Origin of the sequence: Glutamicibacter sp. MNS18 (assembly GCF_026107515.2) — a bacterium.
In the GTDB taxonomy this organism is placed as follows: domain Bacteria; phylum Actinomycetota; class Actinomycetes; order Actinomycetales; family Micrococcaceae; genus Glutamicibacter.
Genome location: NZ_JAPCHW010000001.1, coordinates 1 through 19,783 on the forward strand (window position 1 = coordinate 1; position 19,783 = coordinate 19,783).

Here is a 19,783-nt window from a genome sequence, read left to right on the forward strand (position 1 = left end):
GTCCGCCGATGGTGACCAGTGGGTTGCGTATTGGTACTCCGGCGTTGGCGACGCGTGGTTTCTCGGTGGAGGCGTTTGCCGAGGTGGCTGAGGTGATTGCGCAGGCGTTGATTGCCGGCGCGGACGGTGACACCGCCGCTTTGGCCGGGCTGAAGGACCGCGTGCTCTCGTTGGCCGCAGCCCACCCGCTGTACCCGGAACTGCCACAGGTCGCCAAGTAGGCACCCAGGCAGACCCTGAATGAAGGGTCCGGGAAGTGCGCCGCCGTGTGCTTCCCGGGCCCTTCGTGTCTCTCCAGCCCCTTTTAACAACCCTGAGCACCGACCCCGACCGGGGTACCGAAGTAGCAACCACACAGGCTCCACCGTGAGCCACAGGCAACACCGAAGGAAGTGATTTGCGATGGCCATCAGTGTCTTCGACTTGTTCTCCGTGGGTATCGGCCCATCGTCCAGCCACACCGTAGGACCTATGCGTGCCGCACACGCCTTCATAGCCCATGTGCTCAAACGGGGAGTGCTTGAAGACCTGGAGAGCCTGAAGGTCGACGTCTACGGGTCGCTAGCCGCCACCGGACGTGGCCACGGCACCTTCACCGCGATCCTGCTGGGCCTGGAAGGCTTCGAACCGGAGAGCATCCTGCCCTCCCAGGTCGATGAACGACTGGCCGATATCGAGGACGGCGGCCCGCTGCGCCTGGCCGACCAGCTCGGAGCACGCAAGGATATCAGCTACGCGGTGCCCGACATGATCCAGCACCCGCTCACGATTCTTCCGCGGCACACCAATGGCGTGAAGTTCGCCGCCGTCGATGCGGCCGGAAATACACTGCTGGAGGAAACCTACTACTCGGTGGGTGGTGGCTTCATCGTCAAGGACGGGGCCGAGGAACGGGTGGAAAAAAGCCTGGAGGAAAAGGCCAAGTCCGTTCCCTACCCGTTCACCACCGCCGAGCAGCTGCTGGATTACAGCGCCGAAACCGGCAAGTCGTTCGCCGAGATCATGATGGCCAACGAGGAAACCTGGCGTACCCGCGAAGAAATCCATGCCGGACTGGTACACATCTACCAGGTCATGGAACAGTGCAAGGACTCAGCGCTGGAACGCACCGGGGTGCTACCCGGCGGACTGAATGTGCGCCGCCGCGCCCCGGAATGGCATGAACGGTTGCGCAAGGAAGACAAGGACCGCGATCCGGTCTACTGGCAGGAATGGATCAACCTCGTGGCCCTGGCAGTCAACGAGGAAAACGCCTCCGGAGGGCGCGTGGTCACCGCCCCGACCAATGGCGCTGCCGGAATCATCCCGGCCGTCCTTTTCTACGCCACCCACTACGCACCGGGAGCCAAGTTCTGGAACGAGGAGGAACGGAACGAGGCCGTGGTCAAGTTCCTGCTCACCGCCGGGGCCGTCGGCGTCCTGTACAAGGAACAGGCCTCCATCTCGGGCGCCGAGGTCGGCTGCCAGGGTGAAGTCGGTTCGGCCTCCTCGATGGCCGCCGGCGGCTTGGCCGAGGTGCTCGGCGGGACCCCGGCCCAGGTCGAGAACGCGGCGGAGATCGCCATGGAACACAACCTCGGATTGACCTGCGACCCGATCGGGGGCCTGGTGCAGATCCCGTGTATCGAACGCAACGCGATTGCCGCCTCCAAGGCCGTTAACGCCGCCAAGATGGCGTTGATGGGCGACGGGCAACACCATGTGACACTGGACGAAGTGATCATCACGATGCGCGAAACAGGCAAGGACATGAGCGACAAGTACAAGGAAACCGCCATGGGCGGCCTGGCGGTCAACGTGGTTGAATGCTGATCGGCTAGGAGTTTTGCCGGGGTGGGGGACTGGTGTCCGCCACCCCGCTGCGTTTAACACCCGACCCTGCGGCATGGGCGCGGATTCGGGAATTGAGCGGTTCGATGGTAGAACTAAAGGTGTACACATTCGCAGGATCATGGATCCTGCCGTATCGAGGGGGTGAACCGCATGGAAGACGGACCAAGTCGATCTATCACCACGCGAACCCCCGCCCTTTCTTCCTGAACCGCCGGCCGAATTCCCGGCCATGCGGTCGTGTAGACATGTCACGGGTTCGCGACGTTTCATCCCTTATCTGACGCGAGCCGTAAATAATGGTGGATTAATCCCCCGGACCTGAGCACCGGTTTTTGGTGCCGAGCCCTGGTCGAATACCTGAACTCCACGGCTGTGCGCGTCCCGAAACGCGTTTGGACTGATGCCCGTGAACACTCCCCAGAAGGTGGACTTCTCCACTACTTCCCGCCTGATCCGCCGTGCCCTGGATGAGCGCGCCATGGCGGATCTCGCACAGCTGCTGGAGACCCTGGAAATCCCGGAGATCCTCGACCAGCTCGAAAGCCTGCCGCAACATCTGGCGGCCATCACCTACCGGATGCTGCCCAAGGACCGGGCGCTGGTTGTCTTCGAACTGCTTGATCCACCGATGCAGGCCGACCTGCTCGACTCCCTGCAGGGAACACCGGTAACCGAGGTCTTCGCCGCCATGGACCCGGATGACCGGGTGGCCCTGCTTGACGAACTGCCCGCCCGGGTGGCCGCCAACCTGCTCAAGGGGCTGGGCGCCCGCGAACGCCGCGAAACCAACGTCTTGCTCGGCTACACCTCCGGCGTGGTGGGGCACGTGATGAGCCCCAACTTCGTCACCACCCATCCCGGATTAAGCGTGGAACAGACCCTGGGCCGGATCCGTCGACAGCTGGACAATGCCGAAAGTATCTACACCATCATGGTCACCGATGGGGCCAAGCGACTACTCGGTGTGGTCAGCCTGCGTGAACTCATGGGTGCCGAGGGGAACACGCCGATCGGCGAGCTGGTCCAGGAAGCCTACACGGTCAGTGCCAACACCCCGGTGGCCACTGCGGCACGCCGGATCATCGACACCCGAGTCATGGTGATGCCGGTACTGGACCTGGAGGGCCGACTGGTCGGGGTACTCACTGTTGACGACGCGATCCGGTTGCTGGAGCAGGAGGAGGAAGAGCGCTCGGCCCGAAGCTCCGGTGCCGAGCCGCTGCGCCGGCCCTACCTGAACACCCCCATCCGCTTGTTGGTCCGCTCGCGGCTGGTCTGGCTGCTGATCCTGGGCATCGGGGCGACGCTGACTGTGCAGGTACTCTCCAGCTTCGAGGAAACCCTGGAATCCATGGTGCTGCTGAGCCTGTTCATCCCGTTGGTGGTCGGCATCGGCGGGAACACCGGCAACCAGGCCGCGACCACGGTCACCCGGGCCATTGCCATGGGTGATGTGCGCTCCGCCGATTTTGCACGGGTGCTGTGGCGCGAGGTGCGGGTCGGCGCCATTTTGGGGCTGGGCCTGGGAGCGCTCGGATTCGCGATCGCCTCCCTGGTCTTCGGGCCGCAGATGGGTCTGATTATCGGCTGCACGTTGTTGGCCTTGTGCACCATTGCCGCCGGTGTCGGCGGGATCATGCCGCTGATCGGCAAAATGCTCAAGGTGGACCCGGCGGTCTTCTCCAATCCGTTCATTTCCACCTTCGTGGATGCCGCCGGTCTGGTGGTCTACTTCAGCGTCGCGATGAGCGTGCTGAACGCCTTCGGCGGATAACCATCGGGATGCGGGCAGGTGCCGAAGGGTGTGCCCGGGAATAAACCACCCGGTCCGGTACGTCATACAGGATATGGCTCAAAGCAAACTCTTTTCCCCTGTTACCATCCCCACCCGCCGCGGAGACGGCCTGACGCTACGCAACCGGGCTGTGCTCGCCCCGATGTGCCAGTACGCGGTGGAAGCCCGCGACGGTATCCCGCACTCCTGGCAGCTGGTCCACCTGGGATCCATGGCCCATGGCGGATTCTCCCTGTTGCATACCGAGGCGACCGCGGTAGCCGCGGAAGGCCGGATCTCGGACAAGGACGTGGGGATCTGGAACACCGAACAGGAGCAGGCCTGGGCCGGGATCGTGGACTACGTGCATGGGCACGGTGCCAGGATATCGATCCAGTTGGCCCACGCCGGGGCCAAGGCCTCGACCTACGCCTGGCTTCCGGGGGAAGCGGGCCAGGGACGGTCCGGCAGTATCCCGCGGTCCGACGGCGGATGGCAGACCGTGACCTCCTCGGATTCGGAACTCTACGGGCTGGCACCGGCCGAGTCCATGACCCGGGAGCAAATCCAACGTTCCCTCCGGGATTGGGCCGCAGCCGCGCAACGCGCCGACCAGGCGGGTTTTGATGCGATCCAGATCCATGGCGCCCACGGCTACCTGATCCACCAGTTCCTTTCGCCGCTATCGAACCGGCGTACCGACGAGTACGGGGGAAGCTACGAAAACCGCACCCGATACCTCAAGGAGGCTCTTGCCGCCATCAGCGAGGTCTGGCCCGCGCAGAAGGTGCTGGGCATCCGGCTTTCGGGTGAGGACTGGGTCCAGGGCGGTTGGGGTATCGCCGAGACAGTGAGGCTGGCCGGTGAACTCTATGACCAGGGCATCCGGGCCTTCGACCTCTCCAGTGCGGGCATTGGCCCGTTCCGTGGCCCCAGTGGACCCGGCTACCAGATCCCGTTGGCCGCCGCGGTGAAACAATCACTGCCCGCAGATGCCTTCGTGACGGCCGTGGGAGGAATCACCCAGGCCGTGCAGGCCGAACAGGTACTGGTCACCGGGCAAGCAGACGGGGTCAGCATCGGACGGGCGGCCCTGGGGGACCCGCAGTGGGCCAACCGGGCCGCCGAGCGGCTCGGAGCGGAGAAAGCCTACCCGCCGCACTATTGGCGAGGGCGCTGGTAACAGCCTGAAAGGCACCGCAGAACTTCGTATCCGCGGTGCCTTTTGCTGTTAAGCAGGGGCAGACTGTCATGATGGCGTCTCATCGGCGGATACCTCTTCCGGGTATCCACTTGGGGTGTTAGGTTAGTCACACGGATCTAGTCGCTGCGCGGCATCAAGGTCGCGTGCGGAAGGGAGTCAGCATGGCACTGCGCGCGGATTCTAATGGAATCGACGCTTCGCTTTATCGGAAGACCGGCTCTTGGAGCACTGTCCTGGCAGATGCTTCACTGGGAACGACCGCGGCACAGGAAGCCGCAGACCAGCTACCTGCAGAGGTGGCAAAAACACTCAAAAGCCAGCAGGCGGACGCGCGTGATATCGCCGCCATGACCGAGGCGCTGACCCCCGCCGAAGGACTAAGGGCGCCGGTGGCACGCTGTGTGGCCGTGCATGAGGGACAAGTGGTGCTCAATGAACTGATCCCCGGGTTGAAGGTGGAACACACCAGCGTGGATGTGGGCCCGTTCCCGAACTTCGTTTCCCTGGCCCGCGCCCGCGGTGGGGCATTCTCCTACCTGGTGGCCGAGGTGGGCCGTGACGGCGGGGAGGTGCACCTGTACAACACCACCTCACCCGAACGGGTGGCCAGCCGCGGGATCGTGGGGCTGCCGGAGGAAACCCATGTGGCGCGCAAGGTGCCCGGGGAATACGACCAGCCGAAGAACCAGTCCGCGGCCGAGGAGATGGCGCGGCGGAACGCGGAGGAAGTGGCCGAACTGATCCGCGAGATGGCCAGCGAAACCTATGTGCGGCTGATCGTGATCTCCGGGGACGTCAAGTCCCGGGAACTGGTCAGCGACCTGGTGCATACCTCGCTCAAGCCGTTGGTGGCCATGCTCGATGCGAATAACCGCTCCGGGGGTGGCGACAGGAAGGCGCAGGATGCGGAGATCCGCAAACTGGTGGACAACGTCACGGCCATGGATCTGCAGGAGCTCTCCGACAAGGTGGCGGCGCAGAACGGAAATTCCAAGAGCCATCTGGCGTTGGGTATCGAGCAGGTCGTCCAGGCGCTGCAGCAAGCCCAGGCCGAGATCGTGCTGGTCAGCCAGTACCAGGACGAGCACACCCTGCGGGCGCTGAACGCCGAACCGTGGCTTGCCGCCGAGGATGACCCGAACCACGCCGAAGCGGTGATCGGGCAGTGGCCGGCCCCTGAGGTGTTGTTACGGGCCACCGCTTTGACCGATGCCACCATCCGGTATGTACCGGATGGGCTGCTACCCGACGGGGTGGGCATCGCGGCGTTGCTGCGCTGGCCACGCAACGCCGGATAGCCCCGGTCGGGACACGCATGAAGGCGTGAGCATAATGCTCACGCCTTTTGCCTAGCTCCGGTCCTGCGGATCCCGGTCCGTATCGGGCCGGTCGGCCAGGGCCGGACCGGGATCCGGTTGTGCTGCGGCAGGTGGCACCGGGCCCGGGGGAGGCGACCAGTAGGCACCGGTGGGGTGTCCCGGTGGCGGGGGTGTCGGCTGCTGCTGTGGCTGGTAGTAGCCGTAGGGCGCCTGGGTGCCAGGAGGCTGCTGGTAGCCCGGATGCTGCGGGGCCGGCCATGGAACGAGGTACTGCGTACGTGGCGGCAGCGGGGCCGGTCCAGCGGTCCGTTCGACGTTGAAACGGATGGCCAGGCGCACCATCAGGAAGGTGACCACGGCGGTGAGGCAGACCGAGGAGATCAGGCTGCCCAGGGTGGAACCGGTGGCGTTCATGTCCAGCAGGCCGACGCTGCCCAGCAGGAACAACACCACGTTGTTGACAACATGCAGGCCAATGGCCGCTTCCAGTCCGCCAGTACGCCAGGTCAGGTATCCGGCCGCCAGCGCGAAGACCGCCACATCGATTTGCCCGTACACGTCATACAGGTGCCCGATCACGAACAAGGGAATGGGCAGCAGGATCGCGAACAGCGGGTGCCTGAGCCAGCTGCCGATCGTTTGCATCAGCAGGCCGCGGAACAGGTACTCCTCGGCGGCGGCCTGGAACGGTACCAGCGTCAGCACCAGCACGATCATCAGCAGCGGCGAATCGGGGATGCTCTCGGCCGGGACCTTCTCGGCTTCGATAACCCCGGCGGCCTGCAGGGCGAAGCTGATCCCGAAATAGATGATGTAGACGATCAGCGAGGCCAGCGTGGCGATGCCCAGCCACTTGAAACGCAGTTTGCCCAGCACGGACCAGAGCAGGCCCACGGGTTTGGGGCCAAGCAGCAGGTAGGCGACGAAACAGGCCGGGATCAGGATGATCAGCGAAAGCATTGTGAGGATGAATTCCGAGGGATCGGTCATATCCAGGCTCTCGGCGGTTTCCAGGGCGCTGCTGGCATCCGAGTTCATCCACATGGACGGGCTGGTCATGAGCATGATGACCATGGCCACCACGAGCACCACCAACAGGACCAGGTAGAAGCCCAGGGCCGTACTGCCGAGGGCCAATGGACGCCACCAGCGGTACGCCGGATCGCGGCGCATCAGCCGATGATAGGCGAAACGCGGTTCTCCGGTCGGGGTTTCGGCGTCCTGCGGCCAATGTCGGGGCTGGTCGGGAGGGAACGGCAACGATTGGCTCATACAGTAATTCTCACCCCTGCGCCGCCGATTTCCCATGAACCTTTGGGACGATATCGGGGGTCGTCCGCAAGGGTGGTGTGTTGCTGGCGGCCTCGGTATTCGTGGCTAAACTGGGTCGGTAGCGACTGTTGCGACCCCGACCCTGAAGGAGTAGGTGGGCTCTTGGGCCATCATCACGATCATTCCCCGATCCTGCAGGATCCCAAACGCCGTCAGCGGGCCTCGATCATCTTGTGGGCGTTGCTGGCCCCGGTGGGGATCATCGCCATGGTCATGGTCATTGCGCTGTGGCCGCAGGGAAACTACGACCGTTTCGCGTTGAACAATCCCATGGAAACCAGCGAAGGGGTGAACATGTCCACCGGGACGGTCACCCGGACCGAGGTGGAGATCTGCCCCTCCAGTGCGGGGCTGGACGAGTATGGCGGACGGGAGCTGGAATGCCCGGTGACCTACGTGATGCCCGCCCATGGCGGTGCGGAAATCCAGTTGGAGGTCCCTCCCGAGACCCTCAGCTCCCGGGAGGTCAAGGCCGGTGACCAAGTGCGGTTCCTGGACCTGTCCCAGGTGACCGGTGAAGGGGTCCCCTATATCTTCGTGGACTTCGTGCGCACCACCCCGATGCTCCTGCTTGCCATCGCCTACGCCGTGGTGGTGGTGCTGGTGGCCGGGTGGCGTGGTGGCCGTGCCCTGATCGGCCTGTTCGGAGGTGTGGCCTTCATGATGGCGTTCATGATCCCGGCGCTGCTGGAGGGGCAGAACCCGGTGCTGGTGGCATTGACCGGATCAACCGTGATCATGTTCGGGGCCTTGTATTTCGCCCACGGCCTGAACGCGAAAACCTCCACGGCGTTGTTGGGAACGTTGTTCGGACTGGCGGTCACCGCCTGGTTGGCGGTATGGCTGACCGATTCGGCGGCGCTGACCGGAGCCACCGATGAACATGCCATGACCCTGTCCACGGTGGCGCCCCAGGTCTCGCTGACCGGGCTGTTGATCTGCGGGTTGCTGATCGGTGGGATGGGTGTGCTCAACGACGTGACCATTACCCAGTCCGCCACCGTGTGGGAGCTGGCCGAGACCGCGCCGCACGCCACGGCCCGGGACCTGTTCTTCAAGGGGATGCGCATCGGGCGGGACCACATCGCTTCGACGGTCTACACCATCGCCTTCGCCTATGCCGGTGCCGCACTGCCGATCCTGGCGATTGCCGCGATGAGCGACCAGAGTTTCGGCAACACGCTGACCACCGGGTCCATGGCCGAGGAAGTGATCCGTATCCTGATCGGATCGATCGGCCTGGTCCTGGCCATCCCGGTCACCACCCTGATCGCGGTAGTGGTGGTGAAGGCCACCGGTACCGGAGGCGCCCATGGAACCCGGCCGGTACGGACCGGGCGACGTGCGGCATCACGCGCTGTTGTGAATGATTCTCATATCAATGTAGAATAGTTCTCATTAGTGATCAGCTGGAATGGAGTCCCGCCTATGAAGTCCCGCCGTCTTGCCCTGTCGATACTGGCCCTGCCCCTCACGGCGCTGGTCCTGGCCGGGTGCACGCAAGGTGCAGCCCAGCTGCAGTCGGGCTCCGAGGACCCCGGGGACGGGGCAGGTATCGAGGTGGTGGCAACCACCAATGTCTACCGGGATATTGCCCAGAGCATCGGTGGCGAGCACGTCCAGGCCACCGAGATCATTTCCTCCACGGCGCAGGATCCGCATTCCTACGAGCCAAGTGCGCGGGATAAATTGGCTGTCTCCAATGCGCAGTTGGTCCTGGCCAATGGCGGGGGCTATGACGACTTCATGACCCAATTGGTGTCCTCGCTGCCCGAGGACAGCCGGGCCCAGACCGTGTACGCCGTTGATTCCTCCCCGGTGCCCGGTGAGTCCGATCATGCCCAGGACTCCACCGACCACCAGCATGCCGGGGAAGACCATGTCCATGAGGGTCACGACCATGACGAAGAGGGGCATGAGGGCCACGACCACGCCGGCTACAACGAGCACATCTGGTTCGACCTCGAATCGATGAGTGCACTGGCAGGGGAACTGGCCGAGCAATTTGCGGCCTTGGACCCGGAACATGCCGACGTGTTCGAGGCCAATGCCGGAGAATTCGCGGCCCAGATCGAGCAGTTGGCCGGTCAGCTGGAATCCGCTGGGCTTCAGGGGCGGAGCTTTGCCATGACCGAGCCGGTGCCGTACCACCTGCTGGTTGACGCCGGCATGGTGGATGCCACCCCGGAGGGGCTCAGTGCCGCCGTGGAATCCGGTTCGGATATCCCACCGCAGATCCTCAAACAGCTCAATGACGCCTTGGCCTCCGGTTCGATCGACCTGCTGGCCTACAACATCCAGACCGAAGGTGCCGACAGCATCTCCATCCGCGCCACGGCCGAAGCCGGCTCGGTGCCGGTGGTAGAGTTCGCCGAGACCATGGACACCGACCAGCACTACGTGCAGTGGATGGCCGGGCACATCAACGCGCTGTCCGAGGTCATGGGGCACTAGCGGCCCGGGGGATCCGTAAACTGGGAATATGTCGCTGATCTCCAGACAACTTTCCCTCGCCGTGGCCCGTGCCCGGGCCTTGGCCGCCGAGCCCGGGCTCGAACGCAGGATCGCGCACCACCGGCGTGAGCTGCACACGGCCGAGACGGTCCTGTTCTTCTCCGAGCCCCCCAGCCAGATCTATCAGCTGGAAGTCTGGCTGGCACCCTTCGAACGCCTGGCCGCCGCAGGCCACCGGGTGGGGATCGTGGTGATGAACGCGCTGACCGCCACCGCACTGCTGGAGAAGACCACCCTGCCGGTGTTCTACTCCAGGAACATGGAACAGGTCGAACACCGGTTGCGTAGCGCCGGGACCCGGGCCATCTGCTACGTCAACAACGCGCAGGCGAACTTCACCATGCTCCGTTTCAACGGTCCACGGCATATCCACCTGAACCATGGCGAGAGCGAGAAGTCCTCCATGGTCTCCAACCAGCTCAAGGCCTATGACCAGGTCGCGGTGGCGGGAGCAGCGGCCCTCGAGCGGATCGGCCGGGGTATTGCGCGCTTCGATGCGGGGAAGCTGGTACCCATCGGGCGGCCGCAACTCGATGCCGTCACGGCCAGCCCCGGCCGGGGACGGGTGCGGGTGCTGTACGCGCCGACCTGGGAAGGGGACTCCAAGGCCATGGGGTATTCCTCGCTACTGGCCCATGGGGAAGACATCCTGGCAGGCCTCTGCGCCGATGAGCGCATCGATGTGCGTTTCAGGCCGCACCCGAAAACCGGGGGCAGCTCGGCGGCCATGGCGAAACTGATCGCCTCGCTGCGGCGCAAGTACGCGGCACTACTTGACCCGGTGGACGATGCGGGCCAATCCCTGGCCGACAGCGATGTGGTGATCTGCGATATCTCGGCGATGGCCTATGACGCGTTGGCGTTGAACATCCCGCTGCTGCTTGCGGGCACCGAGGAATGCGAACTGACCAAACGGTTGCCGGCCAGCCAGCAACTGGCGGACTGCACGGACCTGGCCGAACGGGTCCTGGCCCTGGCGGCTACCGGCAGTACCGTCCAAGGTGAGCTGGCCCGGTACTTCTTCGCCACCACCGCAGCGGGTGAGGCCACCGAACTGCTGCGCCGGCTGGTCTGCGGGGAAGAATAGCCGTCGGGTCGGCTCAGGAGTCGAATCCCATCCCGATCCTGTCCATGGATTTCAGGAAGGCCGAACGCCGGCCCTGCTGGCGATCGGCACGGACCAGATGGCTGGTCATCAGGTTGACACCCAGCCATGCGGCCGGTTCGGGTGGAAAGGGAATCGGTTTGCTGCGGACCATCTGCAGGCCGGTCAGTTCGGTCTGCTGCCCGGACAGCAGGTCGAGCATGACCTTGGCCCCGAAACGTGTGGCCCCGACCCCGAGGCCGGTGAATCCTGCGCAATAGGCCACTCGCCCGCCGTGGGACAGGTCGAAGAACGAGAAGAACCGTGAACAGGTGTCGATGGCGCCGCCCCAGGCATGGGAGAAGCGCACCTGCTGCAACTGCGGGAAACTGCCGAGGAAATGGGCGGCCAGCTTCCGAAAGGTCGCGGTGTTCGAATCGTAGCTGGACCGGACGTTGCCGCCGAAATGGTAGACCGCGTCGTACCCGCCGTAGAGGATCCGGAAGCCGCCCGCGTCATCGATGGTGGGCCGCGCGTAGTGGAACCGGTTGTTCAGATCCGCCAGGCCCACCATCCGATCCCAACCGATCGCTTCACGCTGGGCAGCGGTTAGCGGTTCGGTCATCAGCGCGTAATCGTAGACCGGAATGATCCGGCTGCGGTGCCTCTTGAGCAGTGAGGGGAACACATTCGTGGCCAGCGCGACCTGGCGGGCGCGAATCCGACCATCGGCGGTCAGCACCTGAAGGGATGACCCCTCTTCACCCAATTCCAGCCCCTGGGTGTGTTCATGGATCCGCACCCCGAGTTCGCTACAGACGCGGGCCAATTCCCAGGCCAGCTTGGCCGGGTGGAGAAGGGCGCAGGAATCGTGGTCCCAGCTGCCAGCCAGGAAGTCCGGGGAATCGACCATCTTGCGCACCTGCGGACGGTCCAGGAACTCGACACCGTCGGTCCCGGCTTCCTCGGCCACCCACGCCACCTGGTGGTCCTCGGTGGCCACGGTGAGTACACCCTCGCGGATGAAGTCCACATCCATGGCATAGCGTTCGATGGTCGCCTGGAGCTCATCGAGGTTCTGCGCGCCCAGTTCGGATAGCCGCTGGTTTTCCCCGGGAAGGTGGTTGGCCCCATTGGCCTCGCCATGCACCAGGGAGGCTTCGCAGAACCCGCCGTTGCGCCCGGATGCAGCCCAGCCGATGCGCTGGGCCTCGATCAGGATGACCTCGCGGTGCGGTTCGCGTTCCTTGGCCTGCAACGCGGTCCACAATCCGGTGTAGCCACCGCCGATGACCAGCAGGTCGGTGTCCACCACGCCGTGCAGCGCCGGCCGGGCGGCGGGGCGGTCGTTGTGCTCGAGCCAGTAGCTGGTGTGGGTGGCCCCGGCGAGCGCGTCGGTGATGAGCCGGGCATCGATACGCGCTTCATGCCGGTCGAAGGTGGTGGGGCTGCTGCTGGCCATGCGTTCTCCTAGGGCGGCCGCCGGGGAACCGGGCCGGTGACCGCAAAGGGCTGCGGTCACCGGGTATCGTCGCCGGGAACCCACATAGTGAATGTGATTCATTACCCAATATCGCCCGTGGTTTAACCGGCTGTCAAGGGCCGGCGGTGTTCCAGGGAACCCGGCTGCGGCGTCCACGGATGACCAGGGCGGCGGCGAACATCAGGATGAATTCCCCCAAGGCGACCAGCAGCATCACCGCGGCGTGGCCGGGCGGGTGCTGTGCGTGTGCCCCGTGGTGGCCGGCGAACCACGGCATGCCGAGCACCATCGCCATATGGGCCACACCCATGAGCGCGCACATGGCCATCAGGCTGCCGGCCGACCCGCCGCGCCAGACACACCAGGAGCACTTGGCGCACCACAGGGTCATGGCCAGCAGGCCCAGCATCCAGGGCAGCGAGTGCGGGATCAGGACCAGGATCAGCAGGTGTGCGGCCGCCAGGGCCAGGGAGGCCGCGCCCAGCAGGCGTTGGGCCGGTGATCCCTGGCGGTGCGCGACACCGACGGTGCTAGTGGCCGCAGCCGCAACCATCGGCCTGGTCCGTCGAGCAGCAACCGTGCTTCACCGGTTCGGGCACATCAAGTACCGGGGAGCGGTCGAAGAAGCCCTCGGGACGGATCTTGAAGCCCACGGTGTCCACCGGCATGATCGGCCAATCCTCGGTCCGCGGGAAATGCGTCAGGGCGAAGGTGTGCCACAGGCTGATCTGCTTGGTATCCACGCTGTGGTCATCGGCGATCCAGTCGTTGATCCCGTCCACACCGGGGTTCTGGTTCACGAAATCGCCGGTGGGGTAGCGGTGCCCGGCATCGCGTTCGGTGACCCACAGCGCCTTGGCGGCGAAGGCGGCGCGTTTGTGGATCGAGGAGCCCTCGGCGGCCAGGAGGGTCGGCAACCCCTGCGGGTGGAGCTTGTAGCCCACGGGTTTGCCCAGGTAGTTCACCGATTCGGGATTGGTCACCACCCAGCTTCGTCCGGCGGGCATGTTGGCATCACGTACCGCCTGCCCCGCGGTGGCCAGTACGGTGTGGCTCCGGGTGAAGGCGTTGCCGCGCGGGTTCTCCTCGCTGATCGGCAGGCGGACGGCTTCCTCCTCGATGACCTGGCTCGGTCCGCCGTCCAGGGCGAAGTCCAGTCGGGCACCGAAGATGTGCTGGTGGAACGGGGCGCCCAGACCGGGAGCCATCTCCGAGGCGAAGCGCTCATCGCGCATCGCGGAGGTGAACACGATACCGGTGGCCTTGGCCTCGAACTCGATGGTGCCATCCAGGTACAGGTACCAGTAGAAGCCGTAGTCGTAGTTGCCCACGGTGGTGAAGAAGCTGATCACCAGGCGGCGGTTGCGTCGGGTGTACTTCACCCCGGACCAGTCATCGGCGTGCTTGGAGAGGATCGAGGCGTCCTCCTCGTGCATGCAGATGCCGTTGTGGATGGTGCGCGCCTCGCCGCGGGCGGTGGCCACCACCGGGGAGATGTAGTGGATCTCGCCCAGGCAGTCGCAGCCCAGTTCCAGGGAATTGGCCATGCGCCCGATGAGGTATTCGCCGGTGTCGAAGTAGTTCTGCCAGCTGCGCACCGGGGAGGGGTCTCCGTAGGGGACGACCATCTCGGCGATCGAGGCGCGGTCCAGGATACGTCGACGCTGGCCCTGGTCATCAAAACCGATGTTGTAGAGCACCAGTCCCTCGCGCATGTCGAAGCCCACGTCCAGGCTCCACTTTTCCCACTCGACGTGGTTGCCGTCGCTGACGGTGAAGCTCGGACCCTCCGGCTGGGTGATCAGCAGTGGTTTCTGGGTTTCGCGGATCGGGCCGGTCAGCTCGGGATCGGTGTAGTTGCCGTGGTCGGACGGGATGTCCACCGGACCGAAGTCCAGGATCTGGTCCACCACCCCGGCGATGGTGTCGATGTAGACGACAAGCCCATCCACCGGGTGGGCCCATGCCGAGTCCTCGGCGAAGTCCTGGCGGAAGGCCAGGCCGCGCAGGATGCGGCGACCGGATTCCTCCGGGTATTCGAAAACACCGGCGGACAGCGGGGCGACGCGCACCTGGTCGACGGTGAGGTTGCGTTTGGCCAGGGCCTGGATCCACCCCTCGTCGGAGGCCACGATGGCCTCGACCTTCTCGAATTCCTCTTCCAGGACCGGTAGCTGGCCGACGGCTGCCGGATCGATGTCGGTGACGGAGAGGACTGCGCCACCGGTCAGATCCAACACCACGTCCTTGGGCTCGTTCGCCTTTGCATCCATCAGCATGGCACGCACCCGGCGGGCCGGAGCCTGCGGATCCGGGTCCTCCAGGCCGAGGTAGGCGATGCGGGAGGTTGCGGTGAAAAGCCCGTGGGATTCGAGCAGTTCGCGGGCTCGGGCGACTTCGTCTGCGCAGAGCAGTGTGTAGTCCACGGTTCGGGTTTTCATCGGTACGACCTTTCGGGTGATGTGAGGAAGGGCACTTTTAATTCTCTACTTGTAGAGAATACGGAGTGTGGCCGGCATTGGCAAGGGGCGGCGAAGAAGTTCTGCGGCCTAGACTGGTGGCATGCCGAAAATTGTTGATCATGCGCAGCGCCGCCGGGAAATCGTCGAAGCCACCTGGCGGTTCATTGCGCAACGCGGGTTCGACAAGCTCAACCTGCGGGATCTGGCGGCCTCGGCCGGGTATGCGAACGGGGCCCTGAAACCGTATTTCCCGACCCGCAATTCGATCCTTTCCGCCACGTTCAACTACGTCTTCGAATCCACCGGAAACCGTATCGCGCGGGTCACCCGTGGGCTGGGGGGGATGGAGGCGATCCGCGCGTTCGCCCACGAGGTCCTGCCGCTGGATGAGGAACGCCGGGATGAAGCCCGGGTGGTCATCCATTTCTGGCATGTGGCCTTGCAGGATGCCGAGATGGCGGAACTGAACGGCACCTCGATGGACGACTGGCGGCAGATGCTCGACCAGTGGCTGGGGCAGGTGCCCGGGGTGGAGGCCTCCCGCGTGGAAACGGCGCGCAACACCCTGATGACCTTCCTCCTGGGAGCCCAGATCACCGCGGTGCTGGACCATGTGGGAACCAGCGCCCAGGAGCAGCTGACGCAACTGGAGTACATTCTTGAATCCCTGCACTAACGGGGTGCTGGCCGGGCGCGGGGAACCGGTCGCGGGTGACATCCGCGGTTTTGTGTCGTACATTCTTCAGTGACACGCATTACGTCGTTGCCCACTCGCGGGGGAAGTTCAGATGTACCACATACAACATGTTGATTCGTTCACGGCCTGGTCGAAGCTGGTTTCCACGGCTTTCGTGCCGTTGCACAGCGAACCGGTTCGCTCCGGACATTTCAGCGCCAGCCTGGGGATCAATATGCTGGGGGATATCGGGCTGATGAAGGTCAACGCCAAGCCGCATGCCGTGGTGCGCACCGACGGGTTGGCCGCGGCCGGAGACGGCCGCTATTTCAAGGTTTCGCTGCAGATGCACGGCCATGGCCTGCTGGTCCAGGATGGCCGCGAAGTGGTCCTGGCGCCGGGTGAATTGGCGATCTACGATACGCAGCGGCCCTACACACTGTCCTTCGACAAGGATGCAACCATCCTGGTGGTCATGATTCCCCACGACAAGTTCCGTTTGAGTCATGAACAGGTCAACCAGATCACCGCGATGCGCCTGGACAGCGGGCATCCGCTGACCGGAACCGTCACCCCGATGCTCCAGCATCTGGGCGCCAACCTGGAGCTCTGGGACGAGCATGGTGGAGCGGCGCTGGCACGAAACGCCACGGACCTGCTGGCCACGGTCCTGGGTGGGGCCTTGGGAACGGCTACCGGGATGAACCACCGCGAGGGGCAGCGCGAGCGGATCCTGGACTACCTGGAAGCGCATCTGGCCGACCCGGCCCTGAACCCGCGCAGTGTCGCCCAGGCCCATTTCATCTCCGTGCGGTCGCTACATGCCCTGTTCGCGGACCAACCCGAATCCGTGGCCGCGATCATCCGCCGGCGCCGCCTGGAGACCGCGGCCGATTTGCTGCGTGACCCATTGCTGGCGGGTGTGCCGATCCAGTTGATCGGTACCCGGGTGGGCATGCCCGATGGCGCGAGTTTCACCAGGGCCTTCTCGGGCCACTTCGGACTGAGCCCCAGTCGGTACCGCAGCGTCGCGGCCTAATGGCACGCAATGCCTAGGGGTATGCACCGGATGACAAGACGCGGGCGAAGGGCATCACAGATGCTTGGATGAACGTCATCTGATAGGGGGGGTGCCTCATGGGTAACGAACAACGCACGCTGACCGTCCCGGCCCTGGTCGTCATGATCATCGCCGCCAGCGCTCCATTGACCGTCGTGGCCGGTGGGGTGACCACCAATTTCGCGGTGACCGGGTTGATGGGTGTGCCACTGTCCTTCGTGGTGTTGGGTCTGATCCTGCTGGTATTCAGCCTCGGATACACCGCCATGAGCCGGCATATCACCAATGCGGGCGCCTTCTACGCCTACATCGCCGAAGGGCTGGGCAAGCCGGCCGGCGTCGGCGCGGCCATGGTCGCCGTGGTCAGCTACAACCTGATGCAAATCGGGATCTACGGGCTCTTCGGCTTCGCCACGGCCTCCTTCGTGAACTCGATGGCGGGAACCAACCTGCCTTGGTGGGCCTGCGCCCTGGGTTGCTGGGTCATCGTGGGTTTCCTGGGGATGAACCGGGTGGACTTCTCCGCCAAGGTGCTGGGCATCGTGGTGGGCCTGGAATTCCTGGTGGTCATCATCTTCGATGCGGTGGCCTTCAGCCAGGCACCACAGGGAGTGAGCAGTACCGGATTCGTTGCCGGGGACCTGTTCGCCCCCGGGCTCGGGGCGGTGCTGGCCTTCTCGATTGCCGCGTTCATGGGCTTCGAATCGGGCACCATCTACAACGAGGAAGTCAAGGACCCGCAGCGCACCGCCCGCAGGGCAACCATCATCGCGGTGTGCATCATCGCCTCCTTCTACGCCTTCTCCGCCTGGGCGGTGTCCATGGCGCTCGGCCCGGACAACGTGGTGGAAGCCTCTCAGGAGTTCGGACCTGACCTGATCTTCGTCTTCCTGGGCAGCTACGCCCCGGGCTGGTTTATCGATCTGGCCAACCTGCTGTTCATCACCAGCCTCTTTGCCGCCCTGCTGGCCTTCCACAATGTGGTGGCCCGCTACTTCTACGCGATGGGCCGCGGCGGGGCGCTGCCCAAGGCCCTGGCCATCACCTCGCCCCGCACCCACGCCCCGGTGGCCGGTTCGCTGGCCCAGTCCCTGTTGGCGTTGCTGGTCATCATCGTCTTCGCCGTCGTCTCCAGCGGCCAGGATCCCATGTTCATCGTCTTCACGATGTTCACCTGGATGACCAATTCGGGGGCCTACGGCCTGGTGCTGCTGATGGCGCTGACCTCCTTTGCCGTGGTGGGGTACTTCGCCCGGAACCGCACCACCGATTCGCTGATCACCCGCGTCATCGCCCCGGTGGCGGCCGGGATCGCGCTGAGCTACGTATTCAGCCAGATCGTGGTGAATTTCGACGTGTTGATCGGCCTGGAGGAGGCCGGAGCGCTGCAGTACGTGCTGCAGGGGATCGTGATCCTGCCGGGCATCATCGGTTTCGCGGTGGCCGCGCTGCTGCGCACCAGGAACCGCACCACCAACAACCTGTCCGACGTCGACCTAGAGATCAAGTAGAACGAGGAGAACTCCATGTCATATGCAAACGCCGAAGAACTGCTGGCAGCCATCCAACCGGAGAGCGGAGGCACCGAAGTCCGTGACCCGGCCACCGGCGAGGTGGTGGGCCGGGTGGCCGAAGCCACCGTCGCCGAGCTGGATGCCGCGATCGACACGGCGCGTGCGTCCCAGCCGGGCTGGGATGCGCTGGGTCACGAGGAGCGCAAGCGGTTGCTCAACGCCGCGGCCGATAACATCGAGGCCAACGCCGAGGCGCTGGCCGAGTTGCTCTCGCGTGAGCAGGGCAAGCCGTTGAACGGCCCGAACGCCCGCTTCGAGGTGGGCGGGGCTGCCGCCTGGTTGCGGGCGGCGACCGCCTACGAGGTGGAACCGGAAGTGGTGGTGGACGACGGGGAAACCCATGCGGTCAAGCACTACCGGGCGCTGGGTGTCATCGGTGCGATCGGCCCATGGAATTGGCCGATGATGATCTCCATCTGGCAGCTGGCTCCCAGCCTGCGTATGGGCAACACCGTGGTGATGAAGCCCAGCGAGTACACCCCGCTGTCGGTGCTGGCCCTGGGGCATGTGCTGAACCAGGTCCTGCCAGCCGGGGTGCTGCAGGTGATCGCCGGCGGCCGCGAGGTGGGCGAGCGGCTGGCCGCGCACCCGGAGATCGACAAGGTGATGTTCACCGGTTCGACCCGTACCGGCAAGGCGATCATCCGTTCCTCGGCCGATACCGTGAAGCGGCTGACCCTGGAACTGGGCGGCAACGACGCCGGGGTGGTGCTGCCCGACGCCGATCCCGCGGCTATCGCCGAAGGGCTCTTCTGGGGCGCGTTCATCAATACCGGACAGACCTGCGCGGCCCTGAAACGGCTTTATGTCCCGGAATCGATCTACGACCAGGTTTGCCAGGCGTTGGTGGAGGTGGCCGCCAAGATGCCGATGGGTCCGGGGCTGGAGGAGCAGAACGTGCTCGGGCCGTTGCAGAACAAGGCGCAGTACGAGATCGTGGCCGACCTGGTGAAGGATGCGGTGGATTCCGGGGCCACGGTGCTGCTGGGCGCCAACCCGGATGAGCAGGCCACCGGGAACTTCTACCCGACCACCCTGATAGGGGACATCGATCCGGGCAACCGGCTGGTCACCGAGGAGCAATTCGGTCCCGCATTGCCGATCATCAAGGTCAAGGACGTGGAAGAGGCCATTGAACACGCCAACGCCTTGGAGGTCGGCCTGGGCGCATCGGTCTGGTCCGCGGATCGGGCCAAGGCCGCCGAAGTGGCATCCAGGCTGCAGGCCGGGACGGTGTGGATCAACTCCCACGGCACCATCGACCCGCGGGTCCCCTTCGGCGGGGCCAAGCAGTCGGGCTACGGGCTGGAATTCGGCCTGGATGGGCTCAAGGCCCTGGCCCAGCCGCAGATCATCAACGGCTAACAGGCGATCACCAGGGCGCCGCACCCCACGGGTGCGGCGCCCTGGTCAGGTTAACCACCAGCCGGAGACGGGGAGCAACCGGGGAAGGACGCACAGGTGCCTG

The 19,783-nt window shown here is 64.8% G+C and carries 15 protein-coding genes and 1 pseudogene; 12 read left to right on the top strand and 4 right to left on the bottom strand.

Annotation, left to right across the window (positions count from 1 at the left end; translation table 11 throughout):
* From OK351_RS00005 to OK351_RS00025, 5 genes and pseudogenes are all read left to right on the top strand, one after another.
* Nucleotides 1-221 (top strand): annotated as a pseudogene (locus OK351_RS00005) (serine hydroxymethyltransferase); the annotation flags it as partial.
* A gap of 181 nt (nucleotides 222-402) precedes the next feature.
* Nucleotides 403-1,812 carry an L-serine ammonia-lyase gene (locus OK351_RS00010; protein ID WP_265155265.1) on the top strand — a complete coding sequence of 470 codons (1,410 nt, stop codon included), beginning with the start codon at nucleotides 403-405 and terminating at the stop codon, nucleotides 1,810-1,812.
* A 427-nt stretch (nucleotides 1,813-2,239) separates the two neighbouring features.
* Nucleotides 2,240-3,607 (top strand): magnesium transporter, encoded by a 1,368-nt coding sequence (gene mgtE / locus OK351_RS00015; RefSeq protein WP_371931356.1) that lies wholly within the window; start codon nucleotides 2,240-2,242, stop codon nucleotides 3,605-3,607.
* Between the two features lie 73 nt (nucleotides 3,608-3,680).
* Entirely contained in the window at nucleotides 3,681-4,790 is a 1,110-nt protein-coding gene (locus tag OK351_RS00020) for an oxidoreductase (RefSeq protein WP_265155267.1), read from the top strand.
* A 182-nt stretch (nucleotides 4,791-4,972) separates the two neighbouring features.
* A complete protein-coding gene (locus tag OK351_RS00025; protein ID WP_265155268.1) occupies nucleotides 4,973-6,109 on the top strand; it encodes a baeRF2 domain-containing protein in 1,137 nt (378 codons plus the stop codon).
* Between the two features lie 51 nt (nucleotides 6,110-6,160).
* Here the strand turns inward: OK351_RS00025 and OK351_RS00030 are convergent, their stop codons facing one another.
* Nucleotides 6,161-7,402, bottom strand: a complete 1,242-nt coding sequence (locus tag OK351_RS00030) for a CPBP family intramembrane glutamic endopeptidase (protein ID WP_265155269.1) — start codon at nucleotides 7,400-7,402, stop codon at nucleotides 6,161-6,163.
* Between the two features lie 162 nt (nucleotides 7,403-7,564).
* Here OK351_RS00030 and OK351_RS00035 point away from each other — a divergent pair, with 162 nt between their 5' ends.
* The 3 genes from OK351_RS00035 to OK351_RS00045 are packed head-to-tail and all read left to right on the top strand — an operon-like array spanning nucleotide 7,565 to nucleotide 11,063.
* A complete protein-coding gene (locus tag OK351_RS00035) occupies nucleotides 7,565-8,854 on the top strand; it encodes a YibE/F family protein (RefSeq protein ID WP_265155270.1) in 1,290 nt (429 codons plus the stop codon).
* A gap of 36 nt (nucleotides 8,855-8,890) precedes the next feature.
* Nucleotides 8,891-9,916 carry a metal ABC transporter solute-binding protein, Zn/Mn family gene (locus OK351_RS00040; RefSeq protein WP_265155271.1) on the top strand — a complete coding sequence of 342 codons (1,026 nt, stop codon included), beginning with the start codon at nucleotides 8,891-8,893 and terminating at the stop codon, nucleotides 9,914-9,916.
* Nucleotides 9,917-9,944: 28 nt separating this feature from the next.
* Nucleotides 9,945-11,063 (top strand): CDP-glycerol glycerophosphotransferase family protein, encoded by a 1,119-nt coding sequence (locus tag OK351_RS00045; RefSeq protein ID WP_265155272.1) that lies wholly within the window; start codon nucleotides 9,945-9,947, stop codon nucleotides 11,061-11,063.
* Nucleotides 11,064-11,076: 13 nt separating this feature from the next.
* Here the strand turns inward: OK351_RS00045 and OK351_RS00050 are convergent, their stop codons facing one another.
* From OK351_RS00050 to OK351_RS00060, 3 genes are all read right to left on the bottom strand, one after another.
* Nucleotides 11,077-12,522: an NAD(P)/FAD-dependent oxidoreductase gene (locus OK351_RS00050; protein WP_265155274.1), complete on the bottom strand. Its 1,446-nt coding sequence runs from the start codon at nucleotides 12,520-12,522 to the stop codon at nucleotides 11,077-11,079.
* A 133-nt stretch (nucleotides 12,523-12,655) separates the two neighbouring features.
* Nucleotides 12,656-13,096: a hypothetical protein gene (locus tag OK351_RS00055; RefSeq protein ID WP_265155275.1), complete on the bottom strand. Its 441-nt coding sequence runs from the start codon at nucleotides 13,094-13,096 to the stop codon at nucleotides 12,656-12,658.
* Nucleotides 13,074-14,984 carry a primary-amine oxidase gene (locus tag OK351_RS00060; protein WP_265155277.1) on the bottom strand — a complete coding sequence of 637 codons (1,911 nt, stop codon included), beginning with the start codon at nucleotides 14,982-14,984 and terminating at the stop codon, nucleotides 13,074-13,076. Before OK351_RS00060 ends, OK351_RS00055 begins: the two co-directional genes overlap by 23 nt.
* 121 nt (nucleotides 14,985-15,105) lie before the next feature.
* On the opposite strand from OK351_RS00060, the gene OK351_RS00065 reads away from it, so the two are divergent.
* From OK351_RS00065 to OK351_RS00080, 4 genes are all read left to right on the top strand, one after another.
* Nucleotides 15,106-15,681, top strand: a complete 576-nt coding sequence (locus OK351_RS00065; protein ID WP_265155278.1) for a TetR/AcrR family transcriptional regulator — start codon at nucleotides 15,106-15,108, stop codon at nucleotides 15,679-15,681.
* A gap of 112 nt (nucleotides 15,682-15,793) precedes the next feature.
* Complete coding sequence (locus OK351_RS00070) at nucleotides 15,794-16,720, top strand: AraC-like ligand-binding domain-containing protein (protein WP_265155279.1); 927 nt, start codon at nucleotides 15,794-15,796, stop codon at nucleotides 16,718-16,720.
* A 98-nt stretch (nucleotides 16,721-16,818) separates the two neighbouring features.
* A complete protein-coding gene (locus tag OK351_RS00075; protein ID WP_265155280.1) occupies nucleotides 16,819-18,252 on the top strand; it encodes an APC family permease in 1,434 nt (477 codons plus the stop codon).
* Nucleotides 18,253-18,267: 15 nt separating this feature from the next.
* Nucleotides 18,268-19,680, top strand: coding sequence for an aldehyde dehydrogenase family protein (locus tag OK351_RS00080; RefSeq protein WP_265155281.1), 1,413 nt, complete (start codon nucleotides 18,268-18,270; stop codon nucleotides 19,678-19,680).
* The last annotated feature ends 103 nt before the right edge of the window (nucleotides 19,681-19,783 follow it).